Annotated in this window: 18 protein-coding genes and 3 pseudogenes; 7 read left to right on the forward strand and 14 right to left on the reverse strand. The window is 50.7% G+C overall.

The window, feature by feature from the left end; all coding sequences use genetic code 11:
• Positions 1-4: 4 nt before the first annotated feature.
• From cdsA to rpsB, 7 genes and pseudogenes are all read right to left on the reverse strand, one after another.
• Positions 5-863: pseudogene (gene cdsA / locus CRI63_RS05745) on the reverse strand (phosphatidate cytidylyltransferase).
• 12 nt (positions 864-875) lie between these two features.
• Positions 876-1635: pseudogene (gene ispU, locus CRI63_RS05750) on the reverse strand ((2E,6E)-farnesyl-diphosphate-specific ditrans,polycis-undecaprenyl-diphosphate synthase).
• 189 nt (positions 1636-1824) lie between these two features.
• Positions 1825-3021 (reverse strand): 1-deoxy-D-xylulose-5-phosphate reductoisomerase, encoded by a 1197-nt coding sequence (ispC, locus tag CRI63_RS05755; RefSeq protein ID WP_131161218.1) that lies wholly within the window; start codon positions 3019-3021, stop codon positions 1825-1827.
• 92 nt (positions 3022-3113) lie between these two features.
• The gene (frr, locus tag CRI63_RS05760; RefSeq protein WP_000622419.1) at positions 3114-3671 is read right to left on the reverse strand and encodes a ribosome recycling factor; all 558 of its coding nucleotides are present in this window, start codon (positions 3669-3671) and stop codon (positions 3114-3116) included.
• A 291-nt stretch (positions 3672-3962) separates the two neighbouring features.
• On the reverse strand, positions 3963-4688 hold the full coding sequence (gene pyrH / locus CRI63_RS05765; RefSeq protein ID WP_000224573.1) for a UMP kinase: 726 nt from the start codon (positions 4686-4688) through the stop codon (positions 3963-3965).
• A 146-nt stretch (positions 4689-4834) separates the two neighbouring features.
• Positions 4835-5686, reverse strand: a complete 852-nt coding sequence (gene tsf, locus CRI63_RS05770; RefSeq protein WP_000818112.1) for a translation elongation factor Ts — start codon at positions 5684-5686, stop codon at positions 4835-4837.
• A gap of 258 nt (positions 5687-5944) precedes the next feature.
• Complete coding sequence (gene rpsB / locus CRI63_RS05775) at positions 5945-6670, reverse strand: 30S ribosomal protein S2 (protein ID WP_000246884.1); 726 nt, start codon at positions 6668-6670, stop codon at positions 5945-5947.
• 367 nt (positions 6671-7037) lie between these two features.
• Here rpsB and map point away from each other — a divergent pair, with 367 nt between their 5' ends.
• The 4 genes from map (at position 7038) to CRI63_RS05795 (ending at position 12235) form a co-directional block, all read left to right on the forward strand.
• Entirely contained in the window at positions 7038-7832 is a 795-nt protein-coding gene (map, locus tag CRI63_RS05780) for a type I methionyl aminopeptidase (protein WP_001018190.1), read from the forward strand.
• A 179-nt stretch (positions 7833-8011) separates the two neighbouring features.
• A complete protein-coding gene (gene glnD, locus CRI63_RS05785; protein WP_135518787.1) occupies positions 8012-10684 on the forward strand; it encodes a bifunctional uridylyltransferase/uridylyl-removing protein GlnD in 2673 nt (890 codons plus the stop codon).
• A gap of 30 nt (positions 10685-10714) precedes the next feature.
• Positions 10715-11539, forward strand: coding sequence for a 2,3,4,5-tetrahydropyridine-2,6-dicarboxylate N-succinyltransferase (gene dapD / locus CRI63_RS05790; protein ID WP_001186656.1), 825 nt, complete (start codon positions 10715-10717; stop codon positions 11537-11539).
• 309 nt (positions 11540-11848) lie between these two features.
• Complete coding sequence (locus tag CRI63_RS05795; protein WP_000272188.1) at positions 11849-12235, forward strand: DUF3461 family protein; 387 nt, start codon at positions 11849-11851, stop codon at positions 12233-12235.
• 88 nt (positions 12236-12323) lie between these two features.
• Here the strand turns inward: CRI63_RS05795 and cdaR are convergent, their stop codons facing one another.
• The 3 genes and pseudogenes from cdaR to dgt form a co-directional block, all read right to left on the reverse strand.
• Positions 12324-13481: a DNA-binding transcriptional regulator CdaR gene (cdaR, locus tag CRI63_RS05800; protein WP_130217332.1), complete on the reverse strand. Its 1158-nt coding sequence runs from the start codon at positions 13479-13481 to the stop codon at positions 12324-12326.
• Positions 13482-13635: 154 nt separating this feature from the next.
• On the reverse strand, positions 13636-15063 hold the full coding sequence (gene degP / locus CRI63_RS05805) for a serine endoprotease DegP (protein WP_130205012.1): 1428 nt from the start codon (positions 15061-15063) through the stop codon (positions 13636-13638).
• A 129-nt stretch (positions 15064-15192) separates the two neighbouring features.
• Positions 15193-16711, reverse strand: a pseudogene (dgt, locus tag CRI63_RS05810) (dGTPase).
• An 83-nt stretch (positions 16712-16794) separates the two neighbouring features.
• On the opposite strand from dgt, the gene mtnN reads away from it, so the two are divergent.
• The 3 genes from mtnN to CRI63_RS05825 are packed head-to-tail and all read left to right on the forward strand — an operon-like array spanning position 16795 to position 18947.
• Entirely contained in the window at positions 16795-17493 is a 699-nt protein-coding gene (gene mtnN, locus CRI63_RS05815) for a 5'-methylthioadenosine/S-adenosylhomocysteine nucleosidase (protein WP_064525028.1), read from the forward strand.
• The gene (btuF, locus tag CRI63_RS05820) at positions 17486-18286 is read left to right on the forward strand and encodes a vitamin B12 ABC transporter substrate-binding protein BtuF (protein ID WP_130205008.1); all 801 of its coding nucleotides are present in this window, start codon (positions 17486-17488) and stop codon (positions 18284-18286) included. The genes mtnN and btuF overlap by 8 nt, the downstream gene beginning before the upstream one ends.
• A gap of 37 nt (positions 18287-18323) precedes the next feature.
• Entirely contained in the window at positions 18324-18947 is a 624-nt protein-coding gene (locus CRI63_RS05825) for a TRIC cation channel family protein (protein WP_064525034.1), read from the forward strand.
• 46 nt (positions 18948-18993) lie between these two features.
• On the opposite strand, the gene erpA is transcribed toward CRI63_RS05825, so the two are convergent.
• From erpA to CRI63_RS24265, 4 genes are read right to left on the reverse strand one after another with little or no spacing between them, the layout of a single operon-like run.
• Positions 18994-19338 (reverse strand): iron-sulfur cluster insertion protein ErpA, encoded by a 345-nt coding sequence (erpA, locus tag CRI63_RS05830; RefSeq protein WP_001295564.1) that lies wholly within the window; start codon positions 19336-19338, stop codon positions 18994-18996.
• Entirely contained in the window at positions 19331-19396 is a 66-nt protein-coding gene (yadW, locus tag CRI63_RS05835; RefSeq protein WP_120795373.1) for a small protein YadW, read from the reverse strand. Before yadW ends, erpA begins: the two co-directional genes overlap by 8 nt.
• Positions 19397-19419: 23 nt before the next feature.
• The gene (gene clcA / locus CRI63_RS05840) at positions 19420-20841 is read right to left on the reverse strand and encodes a H(+)/Cl(-) exchange transporter ClcA (RefSeq protein WP_130217336.1); all 1422 of its coding nucleotides are present in this window, start codon (positions 20839-20841) and stop codon (positions 19420-19422) included.
• The gene (locus CRI63_RS24265; protein ID WP_214430084.1) at positions 20838-20900 is read right to left on the reverse strand and encodes a hypothetical protein; all 63 of its coding nucleotides are present in this window, start codon (positions 20898-20900) and stop codon (positions 20838-20840) included. The genes clcA and CRI63_RS24265 overlap by 4 nt, the downstream gene beginning before the upstream one ends.
• Between the last annotated feature and the right edge of the window lie 134 nt (positions 20901-21034).

Raw genomic sequence — 21034 nt, forward strand, 5'->3', positions numbered from 1 at the left:
TCCGTTAAAGCGTCCTGAATACCAGCAACAACAGGCAAGCAAAGACCGGCACCGCAGCCGTCAGGCTATCAATACGATCTAAAATACCACCGTGTCCTGGAATTAAATGACCGCTGTCCTTAATTCCTGCTTCGCGCTTAAACATGCTCTCAGTTAAGTCGCCGAGCACAGAAGCTAACGCTGCGACAATGGAGCAAATGAGTAAGGTGACGGGTGCGACGTCGAGATTCGCCCACATACCATAACCCCATGAGATTACTGCTGCGGTCGCGAGTCCGCCAATAAAACCTTGCCAGGTTTTACCCGGAGAAACCTTCGGCGCCAGCTTATGTTTGCCAAATAATTTGACCAAACATATATCCCCCTGAGTCAGCTCCCCAGACCAGGATCATGACATAGAGCAGCCATATCGCGCCACTGTAATGATTCTCGTCATAGTGCCAGGCACGTAACGTCAGCATGCCCCAAAAGAAAGGCACAATGGTTAATACACCGAAAATAATGCGTAACGTTTTAGAGTTGCGCCAGATTGCCGCCGAACCGGGGTAAAATAGCACCAATAATAACGCAACACCCCACCAACCAAGCGAAGCCCAAAGTGAGACTTCAACCAGTGGTTGATGAATATTCCGATGATATTCCGGCAATAGAAAAAGCATCAGCGCCAGCAATAACCCGCACAGCACCGCCAGCCATACCCGCTGCGAGCGAGTGGTAAAACCGCTAAGCTGTCCCCATTCCCACGCCGCCAGCATACAAACTACCAGCGTAACAATGGCGAACCCCACCGGCGGCAACAAAAACAGCGCCGCGATGACGACGGGTATTAAAACAAAAGCAGATATCAGGCGATACTTCAGCAAAAGCGACCCCCATCAGGCTGTTTCATCACCGGGCTCGGTGCCGCCGAAACGACGCTCACGATTAGCAAAGGCATTTAACGCCCCTTCAAAGTCTTGTTCATCGAAATCGGGCCAAAGAACATCTGTAAAGTAAAGTTCGGCATAGGCAATTTGCCAAAGCAAAAAGTTACTAATGCGATGCTCCCCCCCAGTCCTAATTACTAAATCTACAGGGGCCAGTTCATGCATACAGACATGCTGGTTAAGCATCTCTTCATCTATCTGATCCGGTTGCAGGTTTCCTTGCTGCACCTTTTCAGCCAGTTGCCTGACTCCCTGGGCAATATCCCAACGTCCACCGTAGTTCGCCGCAATATTTAGCGTCAGACCGGTATTCCCGGCAGTTAACGCTTCAGATTTACGAATACGTTCTTGCAAACGCGAGTTAAAGCGACTGGTATCGCCAATAATACGCAGACGCACGTTATGTCGGTGCAGGCTTTTTACTTCGCTATCAAGCGCCCACACAAACAGTTCCATTAACGCACTGACTTCCTGCGCTGGTCGGTTCCAGTTTTCACTACTAAAGGCATACAGCGTTAACGCCTCAATACCGTTGTTGGCCGCAAAAGAGACAGCCCGGCGGACGGATTTTGCCCCGGCTTTATGCCCAAAGGCACGAATCTTCCCTTGCTTTTTTGCCCAGCGACCATTGCCGTCCATAATGATCGCAACATGGCGACAGCCATGCGCTGGCAATTTTTTCGCTAAGTGGTTGAGTAGCAGACAACATCACGCGTTTTTTTATTCCCTGATAGGGTTTACGGTACTCAGGAATACTGAAGCCTATACAAAAAAAAGCCGTGTAAAACCACGGCATATCTGACCTTACAAAGCCAACTACTGACGATCAGATGGCGCAGACTATATCACTGAAGCCCTACGCTAACAAATAGCACGACTCTCTGTAGCCGGATTATCCTCAGCTTGCGAGACGCATCACCTCTTTTCTGGCGACCTCACGCGCATTGGCATCAACAGACAACACATCGTCCACACATTGTGGTTCGCGCATATCCATTTTTTCCAGCACGGATAAATTCAACGCGGCGATATCCGTAAAGCGGATTTGTTGCGCAAGAAAGGCTGCAACAGTGATTTCGTTTGCGGCATTCAATGCGGTCGTCGCTGCCTGGCCCTGTTCGAACGCCTTCATCGCCAGTTTCAGGCATGGATAACGCTCATAATCCGGTGCGGCAAATGTCAACGCACTTAGTTTGCAAAAATCGAGCGGCTTCACGCCAGAGTTCACGCGATTCGGCCATGCCATGGTGTGGGCAATTGGCGTACGCATGTCGGGTTCGCCCAGTTGCGCCAGAACGCTGCCGTCCTGATAACGCACCATCGAGTGAATCACTGACTGCGGGTGAATTAGCACTTCCATCTGGCTGGCGCTGGCGTTAAACAACCAGCGAGCTTCAATGTATTCCAGACCTTTGTTCATCATGGTAGCCGAATCGACAGAAATTTTACGTCCCATCGACCAGTTCGGATGACGGCATGCTTGATCGGGCGTCATTGTTGCCAAATCGCGCAATGGCGTCTCACGGAAAGGGCCACCAGACCCGGTAAGTAAAATGGACACCACGCCATTTTGCTCAAGGTCAGCGTATCCCAGATTATGCTGAATAGGTTGCGGTAAACTCTGAAAAATGGCGTTGTGTTCGCTATCGACCGGTAATAACTGTGCTTTACTCTGCTTTACTGCGTCCATAAACAGACGTCCGCAGGTGACCAGTGATTCTTTGTTTGCCAGCAGGATGGTTTTACCAGCACGGATCGCTGCAAGGGTAGGTAACAGGCCAGCAGCGCCCACAATCGCCGCCATCACCTGATCAACATCTTCAAGCGCCGCCATATCGCAGGCAGCTTGTTGCCCGCTTAAGACTTCGGTGCGGCTACCCTGTTGCTGTAGCATCGTTTTAAGAAGTTTCGCACTCGCTTCATCGTCCATAACAGCATAGCGGGGAGAGAACTCCAGGCACTGTTCTACCATGCGAGTGACATTTTTGCCTGCCACCAGCGCAACTACGCGGAAGTGTTCGGGATTATGGCGCACCACGTCCAGCGTGCTGCAACCAATCGAGCCGGTCGAGCCCAGAATGGTGAGTTGCTTCATGAAACATCCAGAGTTGAGACAGAATAAAAAGCAAAACGCCGCCAGCCGATCCGCAAGGATCTACTGAGCGGCGTTTTTTGTCGTTCAAGAAATCAGAACTGCATCAGTTCTGCTTCTTTGTCTGCCAGCGCCGCTTCAATTTTCTTGATTGCAGCATCAGTCAGTTTCTGTACATCGTCCTGAGAACGGCGATCGTCGTCTTCGCTGATCTCTTTTTCTTTCAACAGTGCTTTCACTTTGTCGTTCGCATCACGACGCACGTTACGTACTGCAACACGCGCCTGTTCAGCTTCACCACGAACGATTTTGGTCAGATCTTTACGACGCTCTTCCGTCAGCGGCGGTAGTGGAACACGAATGTCGCTACCCGCAGAGTTCGGGTTCAGGCCGAGATCGGACGCCATAATCGCTTTTTCAACGGCCGGAGACATTGAACGGTCAAACACGTTGATTTTCAGAGTACGGGAATCTTCTACCGTTACGCTTGCCAGCTGACGCAGCGGCGTTGGCGTGCCGTAATATTCCACGACAATGCCATCCAGCAGGCTGGGAGAAGCACGACCCGTGCGTATTTTGCTGATTTGGGTTTTGAACGCTTCAACGCATTTGTCCATGCGTACTTCAGCATCTTTTCTGATATCGCTAATCACGTTACGAATCCTTGAAAACTTGTCTCAGTCAGACCAGACAGTCACACACAGTGGAAGTGTGCTAAGTATAGCCCTGATTAAACATATTACGGGTAATTGTCTGGATTATTAGGCTATTTTATTTGCCATTTTGGCCCCGGGCAGTGCTCGCCATCTTCACGTACTTATGTACGCTCCGGTTGCTGCGCGCTGGCCGTGACCAGACTGCCTGCAACAATAACGCCTTATAACCAGACTTACGCCCCCGCGATACTTATGCGGAATCTTACCCTTATTTATCCATCACGGGAATTATTCCGTGATTAATGTTCCTTCTTTTTCACCCATTACCACACGGCGCAGTGCACCCGGTTTGTTCATGTTGAAAACACGAATCGGTAATTTGTGGTCACGAGCCAGCGTAAAGGCCGCCAGGTCCATGACTTTCAGCTCTTTTTCCAGCACTTCGCTGTAAGTCAGCTGCTCATACATAGTTGCAGTTGGATCTTTCGCTGGATCAGCGGTAAACACACCATCAACTTTGGTCGCTTTCAGCACCACATCGGCTTCAATTTCGATACCACGCAGGCAAGCTGCGGAGTCAGTGGTGAAGAATGGATTACCCGTACCGGCGGAAAGGATCACCACACGGTTGTTACGCAACAGGCTGATTGCTTCTGCCCAGCTGTAACTGTCGCACACGCCATTCAACGGAATAGCGGACATCAGACGAGCGTTCACATAGGCGCGGTGCAGTGCATCACGCATTGCCAGACCGTTCATTACGGTAGCCAGCATCCCCATGTGGTCGCCCACAACGCGGTTCATACCCGCTTTCGCCAGACCAGCGCCACGGAACAGGTTACCCCCACCAATCACCACACCAACCTGAATACCTAGTTCAACCAGCTCTTTAATTTCCTGAGCCATGCGATCCAGTATGCTTGCATCAATACCGAAGCCTTCCGTGCCCTGCAGAGCTTCGCCACTCAACTTAAGCAGAATGCGTTTATAGACGGGTTTTGCATTGGTAGCCATGTTTCTTTCCTGAGACTGTCAACGATTGAAATGAATTAATACTAGCGACATTGTACGTCGCTTTTCAGCGCAGCCCCATAAGGGTTAGCTGAATTTACAAGATGGGCGCAAAAAGAAGCCGCCCTCAGGCGGCTCCTTTTCGATAATTAAGACTGCTTGGACATCGCAGCAACTTCTGCTGCAAAGTCAGTCTCAACTTTCTCGATGCCTTCACCTACTTCGAAGCGGATGAAGCCAGTCACTTCAGCGTTATGCTCTTTCAGCAGCTGACCAACAGTTTTTGCCGGTTCCATAACGAACGGCTGACCGGTCAGAGAAACTTCGCCGGTGAATTTCTTCATGCGGCCTTCAACCATTTTCTCTGCGATTTCTTTCGGCTTACCAGACTGCATCGCGATGTCCAGCTGTACCTGGTATTCTTTCTCTACCACTTCAGCGGATACGTCTTCTGGTTTGATGAATTCTGGTTTGCTTGCAGCAACGTGCATAGCGATGTGTTTAACCAGCTCTTCGTCAGCGCCTTTAGCAGCAACCAGAACGCCGATACGCGCACCGTGCTGATAAGAACCCAGAACGTCGCCTTCCAGTGCAGCAACGCGGCGAATGTTGATGTTTTCACCAATTTTCGCTACCAGCGCAACACGTTCTTCTTCGAACTGTGCTTTCAGAACTTCAACGTCAGTGATTTTGCCAGCTACAGCTGCGTCCAGAACTTTGTCTGCGAACGCCTGGAAACCAGCGTCTTTCGCTACGAAGTCAGTCTGGCAGTTAACTTCCAGAATGATGCCGTAGTTGCCGTCGATTTTGGTTTTGATCACGCCGTCAGCAGCAACGTTGCCTGCTTTTTTCGCTGCTTTAATAGCACCGGACTTACGCATGTTTTCGATTGCCAGCTCGATGTCGCCGTTAGCTTCAGTCAGTGCTTTTTTGCAATCCATCATGCCTGCGCCAGTACGCTCACGCAGCTCTTTTACCAGGGATGCGGTAATTTCAGCCATTCTAAAATCCTCGGAGATGTGATCTGCCCGGCGTTAAACCGCACAGATATAAAAGTGAAAAAGGGGGCCATATGCAGGCCCCCTAACCAAACGTGTACTACCTGGTCTATAAGGGCTCTCCCCCTTCCATATTTCGCGCCGCAGATGCGTTGTCTTCGCTCGCTCATCCCGGTCACTTACTGATGTAAGCTCCCGGGAATTCTCGAGCTTGCCGCCTTTCTGCAACTCGAACTATTTTGGGGGAGTTATCAAGCCTTATTACTCAGCTTCTACGAAGCTTTCTTCCGCCTGGGAAGCCAGATCCTGAGAACGGCCTTCACGTACGGTTGCAGCAACAGCGCCCAGGTACAGGGTCACAGCACGGATTGCGTCGTCGTTACCCGGGATAACGAAGTCAACACCGTCCGGATCAGAGTTGGTATCAACGATAGCAAATACCGGAATACCCAGGTTGTTTGCTTCTTTGATAGCAATGTGTTCGTGGTCAGCATCGATTACAAACAGAGCGTCCGGCAGACCGCCCATGTCTTTGATACCGCCCAGGCTGTTTTCCAGTTTCTCCAGCTCACGAGTGCGCATCAGCGCTTCTTTCTTGGTCAGCTTTTCGAAAGTACCGTCCTGAGACTGAGTTTCCAGGTCTTTCAGACGTTTGATGGACTGACGAACGGTTTTCCAGTTAGTCAGCATACCGCCCAGCCAGCGATGGTTCACGAAGAACTGGTCGCAGCTCAGAGCAGCGTCTTTCACCGCTTCGCTTGCAGCGCGTTTAGTACCAACGAAAAGGATTTTACCTTTGCGAGAAGCAATCTTGTTCAGTTCAGCCAGAGCTTCGTTGAACATCGGTACAGTTTTCTCAAGGTTGATGATGTGAACTTTGTTACGCGCACCGAAGATGAACGGCTTCATTTTCGGGTTCCAGTAACGGGTCTGGTGACCGAAGTGAACACCAGCCTTGAGCATGTCGCGCATGGAAACAGTTGCCATGATTAAAACCTCTAAATAAAAGTTGGGGTTATGCCTCCACGTATCCCATATTACCGACCCCAAAGGGCACCCCGGAATATGTGCCGATACGTGTGTGTTGTTACACAAAGTGAGATTGTCGCTTCCGTCCAGTCTGTGTATACGAAATGGATCGGAAGTCCGGCGCGCTTTATACCACAAATACGTCGCGGACACCAATAATTGTTGGCGCTGTATACAGCACCAGACGATGAATTTTCTATTATAGAAAACGTTCAGTGGCACGTTTGGCGAAATTCAGAATGATTCTCAATTTGCCCGGGTGTGATACCATTGACAGCACTTACATATATATTGTCGGTATCACCGACGCTGATGGACAGAATTAATGGCTATCTCAATCAAGACCCCTGAAGATATCGAAAAAATGCGCGTCGCTGGCCGCCTGGCTGCCGAAGTGCTGGAGATGATCGAACCCTATGTTAAACCGGGCGTCAGCACCGGCGAGCTGGATCGCATCTGTAATGATTACATTGTTAATGAACAACACGCGGTTTCTGCCTGCCTCGGCTATCATGGTTATCCGAAATCTGTTTGCATCTCTATTAATGAAGTGGTGTGCCACGGTATTCCGGACGATGCCAAGCTGCTGAAAGATGGCGACATCGTTAACATCGATGTCACCGTTATTAAGGATGGTTTCCACGGCGACACCTCGAAAATGTTTATCGTCGGTAAGCCGACCATCATGGGCGAACGCCTGTGCCGCATCACGCAAGAGAGCCTGTACCTGGCGCTGCGTATGGTGAAACCAGGCATCAATCTGCGCGAAATCGGTGCTGCGATTCAGAAATTTGTCGAAGCAGAAGGCTTCTCTGTCGTTCGTGAATATTGCGGGCATGGTATTGGTCGCGGCTTCCATGAAGAACCGCAGGTGCTGCACTATGACTCCCCTGAAACCAACGTCGTGCTGAAACCAGGGATGACATTTACTATCGAGCCAATGGTCAACGCGGGTAAAAAAGAGATCCGCACCATGAAAGATGGCTGGACGGTAAAAACCAAAGATCGCAGCTTGTCTGCACAATACGAGCATACTATTGTGGTGACTGATAACGGCTGCGAAATTCTGACGTTACGCAAGGATGACACCATCCCGGCGATAATCTCGCACGACGAATAAGAGGAAGACAAACGCAAAAATGCCTGATGCGTCCTACCTTCTCCATTTGCAAGGAGTTGTAGGCTGGATAAGGCGTTCACGCCGCATCCGGCATGAACAAAGCGCACTTTGTCAACAATCTGAAGCCGGCGAATGCCGGCTTTTTTAATGTGATAATGTAATCTTATGGGTGGCGCACGATGAATACCCTTCCAGAACAGTACGCAAACACCGCTCTCCCCACCCTGCCCGGTCAACCGCAAAATCCATGCGCCTGGCCCCGTGATGAATTAACTGTCTGTGGGATAAAAGCCCATATTGATACTTTCCAGCGTTGGCTGGGTGATGCCTTTGATAGTGGGATCTCCGCTGAACAATTGATTGAAGCCCGCACTGAATTTATCGACCAGCTCCTGCAACGGTTATGGATTGATTCAGGATTCAGCCAGATCGCCGATCTGGCGCTGGTTGCCGTCGGTGGTTATGGTCGTGGCGAGCTGCATCCGCTTTCAGACGTCGATTTACTGATCTTAAGCCGTAAAAAACTTCCGGACGATCAGGCGCAAAAAGTGGGCGAGCTGTTAACGCTGCTCTGGGATGTGAAGCTGGAAGTCGGTCATAGCGTGCGCACGCTTGAAGAGTGCATGCTGGAAGGATTATCAGATTTAACCGTCGCCACCAACCTGATCGAATCCCGCTTGTTAATTGGCGATGTAGCGCTATTTCTCGAACTGCAAAAGCATATTTTCAGCGAAGGATTCTGGCCGTCCGATAAGTTTTACGCGGCGAAAGTTGAAGAACAAAACCAGCGCCATCAGCGTTATCACGGCACCAGCTACAATCTTGAACCAGACATCAAAAGCAGCCCCGGCGGCTTGCGCGATATCCACACTCTGCAATGGGTGGCCCGCCGCCATTTTGGCGCAACATCACTCGATGAAATGGTCGGATTTGGCTTCTTAACGTCTGCGGAACGTGCAGAGCTAAATGAGTGTTTGCATATTCTCTGGCGAATTCGCTTCGCCCTGCATTTGGTGGTCAACCGTTACGATAATCGCCTGTTATTTGATCGCCAGCTTAGCGTTGCCCAGCGTCTGAATTACGGTGGTGAAGGTAACGAGCCAGTCGAACAGATGATGAAGGATTATTTTCGCGTTACGCGCCGCGTTAGCGAACTTAACCATATGCTATTGCAACTGTTCGACGAGGCTATCCTCGCCCTCCCTGCCGACGAAAAACCGCGACCAATAGATGATGAATTTCAGCTACGCGGCACGCTTATCGATCTGCGCGATGAAACGCTGTTTATGCGCCAACCAGAAGCGATATTACGCATGTTCTATACGATGGTGCGCAACAGTGCGATCACCGGCATTTACTCCACCACGCTGCGCCAGTTACGTCATGCCCGTCGCCATCTGCAACAACCGCTGTGCAATATTCCTGAAGCGCGAAAGCTATTTTTGAGCATTCTGCGTCACCCTGGTTCGGTGCGTCGTGGACTGTTACCGATGCATCGCCATAGCGTGCTCGGTGCCTATATGCCGCAATGGTCGCATATCGTCGGGCAGATGCAGTTTGACCTGTTCCACGCCTACACGGTGGATGAACATACTATTCGCGTGATGTTGAAACTGGAGAGTTTTGCCAGTGAAGAAACGCGCCAGCGCCATCCGTTGTGTGTGGATGTCTGGCCGCGATTGCCGTCACCTGAGCTTATCTTTATCGCCGCACTGTTTCACGATATCGCCAAAGGGCGTGGCGGCGACCACTCGATACTCGGCGCACAAGACGTAGTGCATTTTGCCGAGCTCCACGGGCTGAACTCGCGCGAAACGCAACTGGTAGCCTGGCTGGTTCGCCAGCACTTGCTGATGTCGGTCACCGCCCAACGCCGCGATATTCAGGATCCGGAAGTCATCAAGCAGTTTGCCGAAGAAGTGCAAACGGAAACCCGGCTGCGCTATCTGGTATGCCTGACAGTGGCCGATATTTGCGCCACCAACGAAACACTATGGAATAGCTGGAAGCAAAGCCTGTTGCGCGAACTCTATTTCGCCACCGAAAAACAGCTACGACGCGGGATGCAAAACACGCCGGATATGCGCGAACGAGTTCGCCATCATCAGCTTCAGGCGCTGGCGCTGCTGCGTATGGATAACATCGACGAAGAGGCGCTGCACCAGATTTGGTCGCGCTGTCGCGCTAACTATTTTGTCCGCCATAGCCCAAATCAACTGGCCTGGCATGCGCGCCATTTATTACAGCATGATTTAAGCAAACCGCTGGTATTGCTTAGCCCGCAGGCTACGCGTGGAGGCACCGAGATTTTTATCTGGAGCCCGGACCGCCCCTATCTGTTTGCCGCCGTCTGTGCCGAATTAGACCGCCGCAATTTAAGTGTTCACGACGCACAAATTTTCACTACCCGCGACGGAATGGCAATGGATACCTTCATCGTGCTGGAACCAGATGGCAGCCCGCTGTCCGCAGATCGCCATGAAGTCATTCGTTTTGGACTTGAGCAGGTGCTGACGCAAAGTAGCTGGCAGCCACCACAGCCGCGTCGTCAACCGGCCAAACTACGTCACTTTACTGTTGAAACCGAAGTGACGTTTTTGCCTACCCATACCGACCGAAAATCATTCCTTGAGCTTATCGCTCTCGACCAACCTGGTCTGCTGGCCCGAGTTGGGAAAATTTTTGCCGATCTGGGAATTTCGCTTCATGGCGCTCGAATTACAACCATTGGCGAGCGAGTAGAAGATTTATTCATAATCGCCACCGCTGATCGGCGCGCACTTAATAACGAGTTGCAGCAGGAAGTGCATCAGCGGTTGACAGAGGCCCTCAATCCAAACGATAAAGGGTGATGTGTTTACTGATATGAAAAGAGTTTAACAATGCAGCAGTTACAGAACATTATTGAAACCGCTTTTGAACGCCGTGCCGAGATCACGCCAGCCAATGCAGACACCGTTACCCGCGAGGCGGTAAATCAGGTGATCGCCCTGCTGGATTCCGGCGCACTGCGTGTAGCGGAAAAAATTGACGGTCAGTGGGTGACGCATCAGTGGTTGAAAAAAGCGGTGCTGCTCTCTTTCCGTATTAATGATAATCAGGTGATCGAAGGGGCAGAAAGCCGCTACTTCGATAAAGTGCCGATGAAATTCGCTAACTACGATGAAGCACGTTTCCAGAAAGAAGGCTTCCGCGTCGTGCCACCAGCGGCAGTGCGTCAGGGCGCATTTATCGCCCGCAATACCGTGCTGATGCCATCTTATGTCAACATCGGCGCATACGTTGATGAAGGTACGATGGTTGATACCTGGGCCACCGTCGGTTCCTGTGCGCAGATTGGTAAAAACGTGCATCTGTCTGGTGGCGTAGGCATTGGTGGCGTGCTGGAGCCGCTGCAGGCTAACCCGACCATTATTGAAGATAACTGCTTCATCGGCGCACGCTCTGAAGTGGTTGAAGGGGTGATTGTCGAAGAAGGTTCCGTCATCTCTATGGGCGTATACATCGGTCAAAGCACCCGTATTTACGACCGTGAAACCGGCGAAATCCACTACGGTCGCGTTCCGGCGGGGTCTGTGGTTGTTTCAGGTAATCTGCCGTCGAAAGATGGCAAATACAGCCTCTACTGTGCGGTTATCGTTAAGAAAGTTGACGCGAAAACTCGCGGCAAAGTCGGCATTAACGAACTGCTGCGTACCATCGACTAAAAGTATGCACACGGGCAGCACGACGCTGCCCGTTTGCTTTCTGGCTCAGATTAATTCGTCCTACTCATTCTTCCCCTTTTTTAAATACTTTTTCATCTTGTTTCGGACTGTCGTGTAATTCGCAAAACGAAGATAAATGTGCTAATCCATCCCCTGGAATATCACCAGAATAAAGCAGGTAATTTTTTTAATTTTACGCCATGATAGAAGTCTGGAAGAAAAAGGCTTTCTGCGATCACAGTCGAGCCGAGCGGGCCAGGCCAAATGCTAAGATAAGCACAATTTACTGACTCATTTTGAGGTAACGCTATGTACGACAATCTGAAAAGTCTGGGTATTACCAATCCTGAAGAAATTGATCGTTACAGCCTCCGGCAGGAAGCCAACAACGATATTCTGAAAATCTATTTTCAGAAAGACAAAGGCGAGTTTTTCGCTAAAAGCGTGAAGTTTAAATATCCGCGTCAGCGCAAAACAGTGGTCGCCGATGGTGTGGGTCAGGGTTATAAAGAAGTGCAGGAGATCAGCCCGAATCTGCGTTATATCATTGATGAACTTGATCAAATCTGCCAGCGTGATCGTAGCGAAGTTGATCTTAAGCGTAAGATCCTCGACGACTTACGTCATCTGGAGTCAGTAGTAACCAATAAGATCAGCGAGATTGAAGCCGATCTGGAAAAACTGACGCGTAAATAATCCCGAACTGACGGTTAGCTCGGGCAATCCCCTCTTCCCTTCGGGGTGAGGGGAACAAGCCAGCGCCGCCTCGACCTTAACGCATAACCTACCGTTCTTCATCCAGTTGCAACGCAACATACAGCAGCAACCTGTCATCAAAATTGCCCAAATCCAGCCCGGTCAGTTCCGATATACGATTAAGCCTATACTCCAGGGTATTGCGATGGATAAACAGCGCCTTTGACGTTGCCAGCGGCTGCACATTATGGCGAAACCACGCTGCCAGCGTCCGCCGCAGCAAGCCATTATTATCCATCGCTTTTAGCCGTGCCAGAGGACGCGCCAGTTCGTTGGCTTGCCAGTCGCCACGTAAACTGTCGAGTAATACTGGCAGCATCAGATCCTGATAAAAATAGCAGCGACTTTCTGGCATACGCTGTTTACCCACTACCATCGTTGTTTTCGCCGTGCGATAAGAACGCGCAATACTGCCAGCGCCGGTAAAATAATTGCCCAGTGACACGCGAAAACGCAGCTGACCGTACTCCTTCATACGAGTAATAAGTTGCTCTACTCGCTTACGATGGTCTTCCGCATCCCAGCGCCCAAACGTATTCAACGCCGGTTTCAGCACTACCATTTCGGTTAGCGAGACTATCGCCACCAGATTATTGCGTTCCGGCGTGGTGAGTGCATTTTGCAGTTGCTGTAGTTCCGCCATCGCACTGTCCACGCCAAGTTGACCGCTGTCGACCTCGACAATGGCTACCACGCGGGGTTGATTGAGATCGATACCCAGTCGTTGCGCCCATTCAGTTAACGCTGGCGTATTTTCTTCAGCCTGAATCAGGTGCATGACTAACTCTTCACGCAGTCGGCTATCCTGCGCCAGCAGGTGCATCAACCGCGACTGTTCCAGCATCATCTCCGCCGTCATACAGACCAGTTCACCATATTTGCGCAAATGCTCCGGTTCACCGGTCAGGCCGATAACGCCGACAATCTCGCCTTCCAGCCGTAACGGCAGGTTAATCCCCTGACGTACACCGTGCAGATGGCGCGCTACCGCATCATCGATATCGACCACCCGCCCTTGCGACAGTACCAGTAATGCACCTTCGTGCAATTCACCAATACGCTCACGATCGCCGCTGCCGATAATTCGCCCGCGAGCATCCATTACGTTGATATTGGTATCGATGATGCGCATGGTACGCGCCACGATATCCTGCGCCATTTTGGTATCAAGATGCCAGCCAGCCATAAGCCCTCCGTTGTGCACGGTTTAGCATAAGGAAGTACGCAACGCACAGCATTGTGCAAATGCACAAAGGACGACGGAGAAATATGGAGTTGTGGAGGGGGTCACAAATTGAAAAGAGAACCCCTTCCCGTTTGCAGGAAGGGGTTGAGGGAGATTACTGCATTAACAGGTAGATGGTGCTATCGCCGCGCTGAATGTTCAGCGCCAGCACTGACGGCTTGCTGTCGAGAACTTTACGCAGTTCAGCGATGTTTTTCACTGTCTGCTGGTTCGCGCCAATAATCACATCACCTTTTTTCAGGCCAATCTGCGCAGCCGGAGTACCGGTTTTCACGTTGTTCACGACCACGCCCTGATCTTTGCCTTTGTTGCTCATTTCAGCGCCTTCAATGCCGTTGAAGATAGAGCTGGAATCAACTTGATTCTGGCTGCTCTGCTGCAGTTCCAGATTCACGTTGACCTGCTTACCATCGCGCAGCAAGCCCAGGGTCAGTTTGCTGCCCACCGGCATAGTACCCACCTGAGCACGCAGTGCGGCAAAGCTGCTGATCGGCTTACCGTTCAGTGAGGTGATCACATCACCCGCTTTAATACCCGCTTTTGCAGCGGAGGAATTCGGCAGAACCTGACTTACGAAAGCGCCACGCTGGGCGTCAACTTTCATCGCTTTCGCCAGTTCAGAGTTCAGCTCAGTCCCCATAATGCCCAACTCACCGCGTTTCACCTGACCGTATTCCACCATCTGTGAGGTCAGGTTTTTCACCATGTTGCTCGGGATAGCAAAACCGATACCGATGTTACCGCCGTCTGGTGCAAGGATCGCGGTGTTAATACCGATCAGTTCACCGTTCAGGTTAACCAGCGCACCACCGGAGTTACCACGGTTGATTGCTGCGTCCGTCTGGATGAAGTTTTCGTAGTTTTCGGCGTTCAGACCGCTACGCCCCAGTGCAGAGACGATACCGGAAGTTACCGTCTCGCCCAGACCAAACGGGTTACCGATAGCGACGGTGTAATCACCCACGCGCAGCGCATCGGAATCCGCCATCTTAATCGCGGTCAGGTTTTTCGGGTTCTGGATCTGGATCAGCGCGATATCAGAGCGCGGATCTTTGCCGACCATCTTCGCGTCGAACTTACGGCCATCGCTCAGTTGAACTTTAATGACCGTCGCGTTATCGACAACGTGGTTGTTAGTCACGACATAGCCTTTATCGGCATCAATGATGACGCCAGAACCCAGCGCCATGAATTTTTGTTGCTGGCCACCGCCGTTACCACCTTGTCCACCGCCCTGACAGAACGGGGAGCTCTGGAACGGAGAACCTTCCTGGCAGAACGGGGAATCATCACCGAAGAACTGCTGGAAATTACGCGGCATACGCGGCGTATTAACGGTTGTGCTACCTTCTACGTTAATGCTGACCACTGAAGGCATCACCTTTTCGAGCATCGGTGCAAGGCTTGGCATCTGCTGGGCTGTCGTTGCTGAAGAAGTCTCAGCCGCCGTTGCAGAGAGCGGAGATAACGCCAAACCTAAACTCAGAGCCAGTGCACTCAGTGCTAATGTGGTTTTTTTCATGTATTTCAGTCTCGATTAACAGATAACGCAAAATTGCTGTGTTCTTCAGATTCGTTTTATAGCGCGAAGTTCCGAACTAAAGTTTCTGCAAAAAGTAAAAATTTATTGTCCGTCTTTACAAAAGCCTGGTTATTGTTCTACGGCCATCAGACGTCGGTATTCATCCCACGCATAAAGGTCTGTCATACCGCTGATATAATCCTGTAACAGTCGGCAGCGGTAATAATATTCCCATAGCGGAAGCTCAGGTGAATCTGACGATAATTTACTGACAGCCTCAACATAGGCCAACCGATGGCGCGTTGAGAGCTTATGGAATAAACGCGTTTCAATGGGGAAACGTTTCACACGCTCTTTTTCAACAAGTTCGGTAAAGTCTGATAACGACATGTTTAACAACGGTCGATATATCTCTAATAAACCGCTAATCACCCGGTAGCCCTGCAATTCAAGCTGCTCGACATCTGGATGGCTAAACACATGTTTTACAGCGACATTTTTATATAACTTCAGCAACTGGCTACATTCGCTGGCATCTTCTAACAGTGCATGATTAAAGGTTCCGGCAAAAATTTCAGGTAAGTTATCAATAAATCGTTGGGCCGCATACGGCACCAGTTTATTTAAGGTATTTACGCGTAAATACATAAAAAACTGATCTTCCGTGCTACGACTTAAGCTATTTGAGCGCGATTTTTCCCAGGCATTTTCTACCACCTGCGCAAACAGCGAGCCGTTCTCATGCTGGCCCCATGCTTCATGCAGATGATGATAAAGCTGTTCAACGGTAAATATTCTTTTTTCTACCGCATCTTCAAGATCAGCCACACAATAAGATATATCGTCGGCAGCTTCCATAATCCACGTTAATGGGAAGCGACTGTAAAGCGCTAAATTAAGTTCTTTACGCAAACGCGCAATATAGAATTCTTCAGAAAGGTAATAGCCCGGCTTTTTCATTAAATAATCGTGAGTCTCGGGCGTTTCGCCACGCCACCACGCCGGACGGGTATATTTTAAAATACCGCCTACCTGGGCCCAGGTAAGATTCATCCGCATCAATGTATGCACCAGACGAATACCCTGTGCGTTACCTTCAAAATGACATAAGTCCTGACGAATTTTTCGCCGCAACTCGTTGAGCGGCTCCTCCCCTTCCCTCAATCGCAACGCTGCCACGCTACAGCGATCGTCGGTTAATGGCTGACTTTCGGCATCCGCCGGGTACAAGCGCTGACGGAACCAGTCATTAATGGCTGCCTCGCCGAAATGACCAAACGGCGGATTTCCTATGTCATGCATCAGGCACGACATTTCGACAATGCTTTCAAACGGCCCGGTCAACTCGTCCAGACCGTAAGCCTCCAGCAATTTAAGCTCTTTCAGGCGGCTTAAAATTTCTTTAGCGATATAACGCCCCACCTGCTGAACTTCCATAGAATGGGTAAGACGCGTGCGCACGGCAGCATTGCGCTCAAGTGGGAAGACCTGGGTCTTTTTGTTGCAGACGGCGAATCGCCGGGGAGTTGATAATACGCCCGCGATCGCTCTCGAAGATCCGCAGGATCTCATGTTCAGTTTTAACGCCCTGCGGTGAACGATAACGACGATGCCAGTTTATTTTATTTCGGAAATCAATCTGTGCCATGTCCTCTCCCGCGTGAGAAATACGCTTCCCCTCAAGCGCATGATAAACTATGCCTTCAAATCGAGCTTATCGCGAGTAAATCTATGAAAATCGGCATCATTGGTGCAATGGAAGAAGAAGTTACGCTGCTGCGTGACAAAATCGAAAACCGTCAAACTATCAGCCTGGGCGGTTGCGAAATCTATACCGGCCAACTGAACGGAACCGAGGTTGCGCTTCTGAAATCAGGCATTGGTAAAGTCGCAGCAGCGCTGGGTGCAACTCTGCTGCTGGAACACTGCAAGCCTGATGTGATTATTAACACCGGTTCCGCGGGTGGCCTGGCGCCAACGCTGAAAGTGGGCGATATCGTTGTCTCGGACGAAGCACGTTATCACGACGCGGATGTCACGGCGTTTGGCTATGAATACGGTCAACTGCCTGGCTGCCCTGCGGGCTTCAAAGCTGACGATAAACTGATCGCTGCCGCCGAATCCTGCATTGCCGAACTGAATCTTAACGCTGTACGTGGCCTGATTGTTAGCGGCGACGCTTTCATCAACGGCTCTGTTGGTCTGGCGAAAATCCGCCACAATTTCCCGCAGGCCATTGCAGTAGAAATGGAAGCGACGGCTATCGCTCACGTTTGCCACAATTTTAACGTTCCGTTTGTGGTGGTGCGCGCCATCTCTGACGTCGCCGATCAACAGTCTCACCTTAGCTTCGACGAGTTCCTGGCCGTTGCTGCCAAACAGTCCAGCCTGATGGTTGAGTCACTGGTGCAGAAACTGGCTCATGGCTAAGTCACTATTCAGGGCGCTGGTCGCCCTGTCTTTTCTTGCGCCACTGTGGCTCAACGCCGCGCCGCGTGTCATCACACTTTCCCCCGCTAACACCGAACTCGCATTTGCCGCCGGGATCACGCCGGTAGCGGTCAGCAGTTATTCCGACTATCCGCCAGAAGCACAGAAAATAGAGCAGGTTTCCACCTGGCAAGGGATGAATCTGGAACGTATTGTGGCGCTAAAACCCGATCTGGTCGTAGCCTGGCGCGGGGGTAACGCCGAGCGACAAGTTGACCAGCTTGCTTCGCTGGGAATAAAAGTGATGTGGGTCGATGCGACAAGCATTGAACAAATTGCCGATGCGTTACGTCAACTGGCCCCGTGGAGTCCGCAACCTGACAAGGCCGAGAAAGCCGCGCAAACCTTGCTGGAACAGTATGCGCAACTCAAAGCTAAATTCGCCGACAAACCTAAAAAACGTGTTTTCTTACAATTCGGCATTAATCCGCCCTTCACCAGCGGAAAAGAGTCGATTCAGAACCAGGTACTGGAAGTTTGCGGTGGAGAAAACATCTTTAAAAACAGCCATGTTCCCTGGCCGCAGGTGAGCCGTGAACAGGTATTAGCACGCGCGCCACAGGCAATTGTCATCACTGGCGGATCGGACCAAACTCCTAAAATCGAGCAATACTGGGGTGAACAGCTCAAAATTCCCATTATTCCTCTCACAAGTGACTGGTTTGAACGTGCAAGCCCACGTATTATCCTCGCTGCACAACAACTCTGTAATGCGCTTTCACAAGTGGATTAGCGCCTGACCTTTTCAGGTGCTCAGTGGGGATTGAACAATGCTCGTCTATTGGCTGGATATAGTCGGCACAGCGGTATTTGCCATCTCCGGCGTTTTACTTGCCGGAAAATTGCGTATGGACCCTTTTGGCGTCCTGGTATTAGGCGTGGTTACCGCGGTAGGCGGTGGAACCATTCGCGACATGGCGCTGGATCACGGTCCGGTATTTTGGGTGAAAGACCCTACCGATCTGGTCGTTGCAATGGTAACCAGCATGCTGACGATCGTCCTGGTACGCCAGCCAAGACGCTTGCCGAAATGGATGCTGCCGGTGCTGGATGCTGTTGGGTTGGCAGTATTTGTTGGCATTGGCGTCAACAAAGCCTTTAATGCGGATGCGGGTCCATTGATTGCGGTATGTATGGGTGTTATTACGGGCGTTGGCGGCGGGATCATTCGCGATGTGCTGGCGCGCGAAATCCCCATGATTTTACGTACAGAAATCTACGCAACAGCCTGTATTATCGGCGGTATTGTCCACGCTACGGCTTATTATACGTTTTCCGTCCCGTTAGAAACGGCCAGTATGATGGGGATGGTGGTAACGCTATTGATTCGACTGGCAGCTATCCGTTGGCATCTTAAACTGCCGACGTTTGCGCTGGATGAGAATGGGCGTTAAAGAGAGTAGATGTGCCGGATAGTTTATCCGGCACATTAACAGCAGATTAAATGCTGAAGGAAGAACCGCAACCGCAGGTGCTTTTCGCGTTCGGGTTGGTCACGATGAAACGCGAACCTTCCAGACCTTCAGTATAATCAACAGAACCACCAACCAGATATTGCAGGCTCATTGGGTCAACCACCAGGCCAACGCCCTGTTTTTCAATGGTCATATCGCCTTCGTTCACCTGATCATCAAAGGTGAAACCATACTGGAAGCCGCTGCAACCGCCACCGGTGATATACACGCGTAATTTCAGATTCGGGTTATCTTCGTCAGCGATCAGGCTTTTAACTTTGTTGGCTGCTGCGTCGGTAAACTCCAGCGGCAGTGCTACGTCATCACTCATATTTTGCTCCAAACGACATCGGCAATTGGGCAAATTCTAACCCAATAATAATCGCCATTATCTAATACCCTGGTATTTCGTTCAAGTATTCTCGCTGGCGACAGCGGCCTTGCTTCGCGCCAGTTGCTCCGCTTCCTGTTTTGCCAGCGTGCGCGCAAGAATCGCCGAGTATAGCGGTTTTCCGCCGGTAAATTGTGCTAATAGTGTTGCGCCAAGACCGGTAATAATCATTGGCAAAATGAGCTGATAGTTATCTGTCATCTCTAATACCAGAATGATCCCCGTTAACGGCGCGCGAATGGACGCCGCCAGTAACGCGCCCATTCCGGCAATAGCAAAGGTGCCTGCTTCAAGGTGATATTGCGGAAACAGTTCAACGGCAACCATCCCGAACGCGGTTCCCAGCACGGTACCCAGCGCCAGCATCGGGGCAAAAATACCGCCCGGCGCGCCGGAAGAGAAACAGAGTAAGGTGGTGATGACCCGCGCGACAAAGATAAATACCAGCATTCCCATGCTGAAGTTCCCCGCCGTGGCGATAGGAATCAGGTTAAATCCACCGCCTGAGGTTTCAGGAGCGACAAAACCCAGCAGCCCACACAAACCACCAATTGCACCGCCCATCAGTACCCATTTGGTAATATTGCCGCCGTGCACACGGTGCAGCAAATCCTGCATTCCCAGCACCCATTTATTAAAAATAGGGCCGAAGATGCCAAAAATAATACCGAGGATCAGATAAAGCCACAGCGTATTGAGCGGGGCGTCAGAAAGTTTACCGACGTCAATAAGTGCAACTTCGTGGTTAAATACCCGGTACATAATGGTCGACATAATGACGCCAATAAATACCGCTTTAATCGAAATTAGCGTATAGCGAAACTGCGGACGCATCTCTTCAATAATAAAAAGAATACCCGCCAGCGGCGCGTTAAAAGCCGCCGCCAGCCCCGCCGCTGCACCGGTTGCCAGTAACGTATGGCGAGCTTCGTCACCTTTCATGCGGAAAATATCAAGCACCATCCGGCCAATATTACCGCCAATCTGCACGGTTGGCCCTTCGCGCCCCAGTACCATACCGCCGCCCAGCGTCCCCAGGCCACCAAAGAATTTCACTGGCAATACACGCCACCAGCGAACGGGACGTTGATCTTCCAGCGCCCCTTCAATTTCCGGGATACCCGAACCACCCGCTTCCGGCGCGTATTTGCGCACTAAGAAATAACCGAACATCGCCAGCACTGCCGAACAGAGAAAAGCAACGGTTAACAGAAGTGGATAATTATCGGCAGTATGTACCAGCGCGCCCATTCGTTGGTTCTGCAACCAGGCGACACCTTTGTCAAAAGCAACCGCTGCCAGCCCGACAAGGGTACCGACGACCGCCGCCATAAACAAAATAGCTAATGGCGTTTTATCACGCTCAAGAAGCTGGCGAATGAGTTGTCTGCGTCGCAGACGCGCAGCCTGCGGTATTTCATAAGAGGGAGTATCAGTTTTCATCCAATGATCACATATTGGTCATACAAATAAGATGACGGCATTTTACTCGTACATTCAATGAAAATCCTTTGCAAAGCGTAATGTTTCAAATGCACAAAACTTTTATACTCTACGAAGTCAAAGTTGCAGCAGTAAAAGCAACTTGTTGACGAGTATTTAACTTGTTATGAATAACCTAGAATAGCAGCCATTC

Origin of the sequence: Escherichia sp. E2661, from assembly GCF_004745185.1 — a bacterium.
GTDB lineage: Bacteria > Pseudomonadota > Gammaproteobacteria > Enterobacterales > Enterobacteriaceae > Escherichia.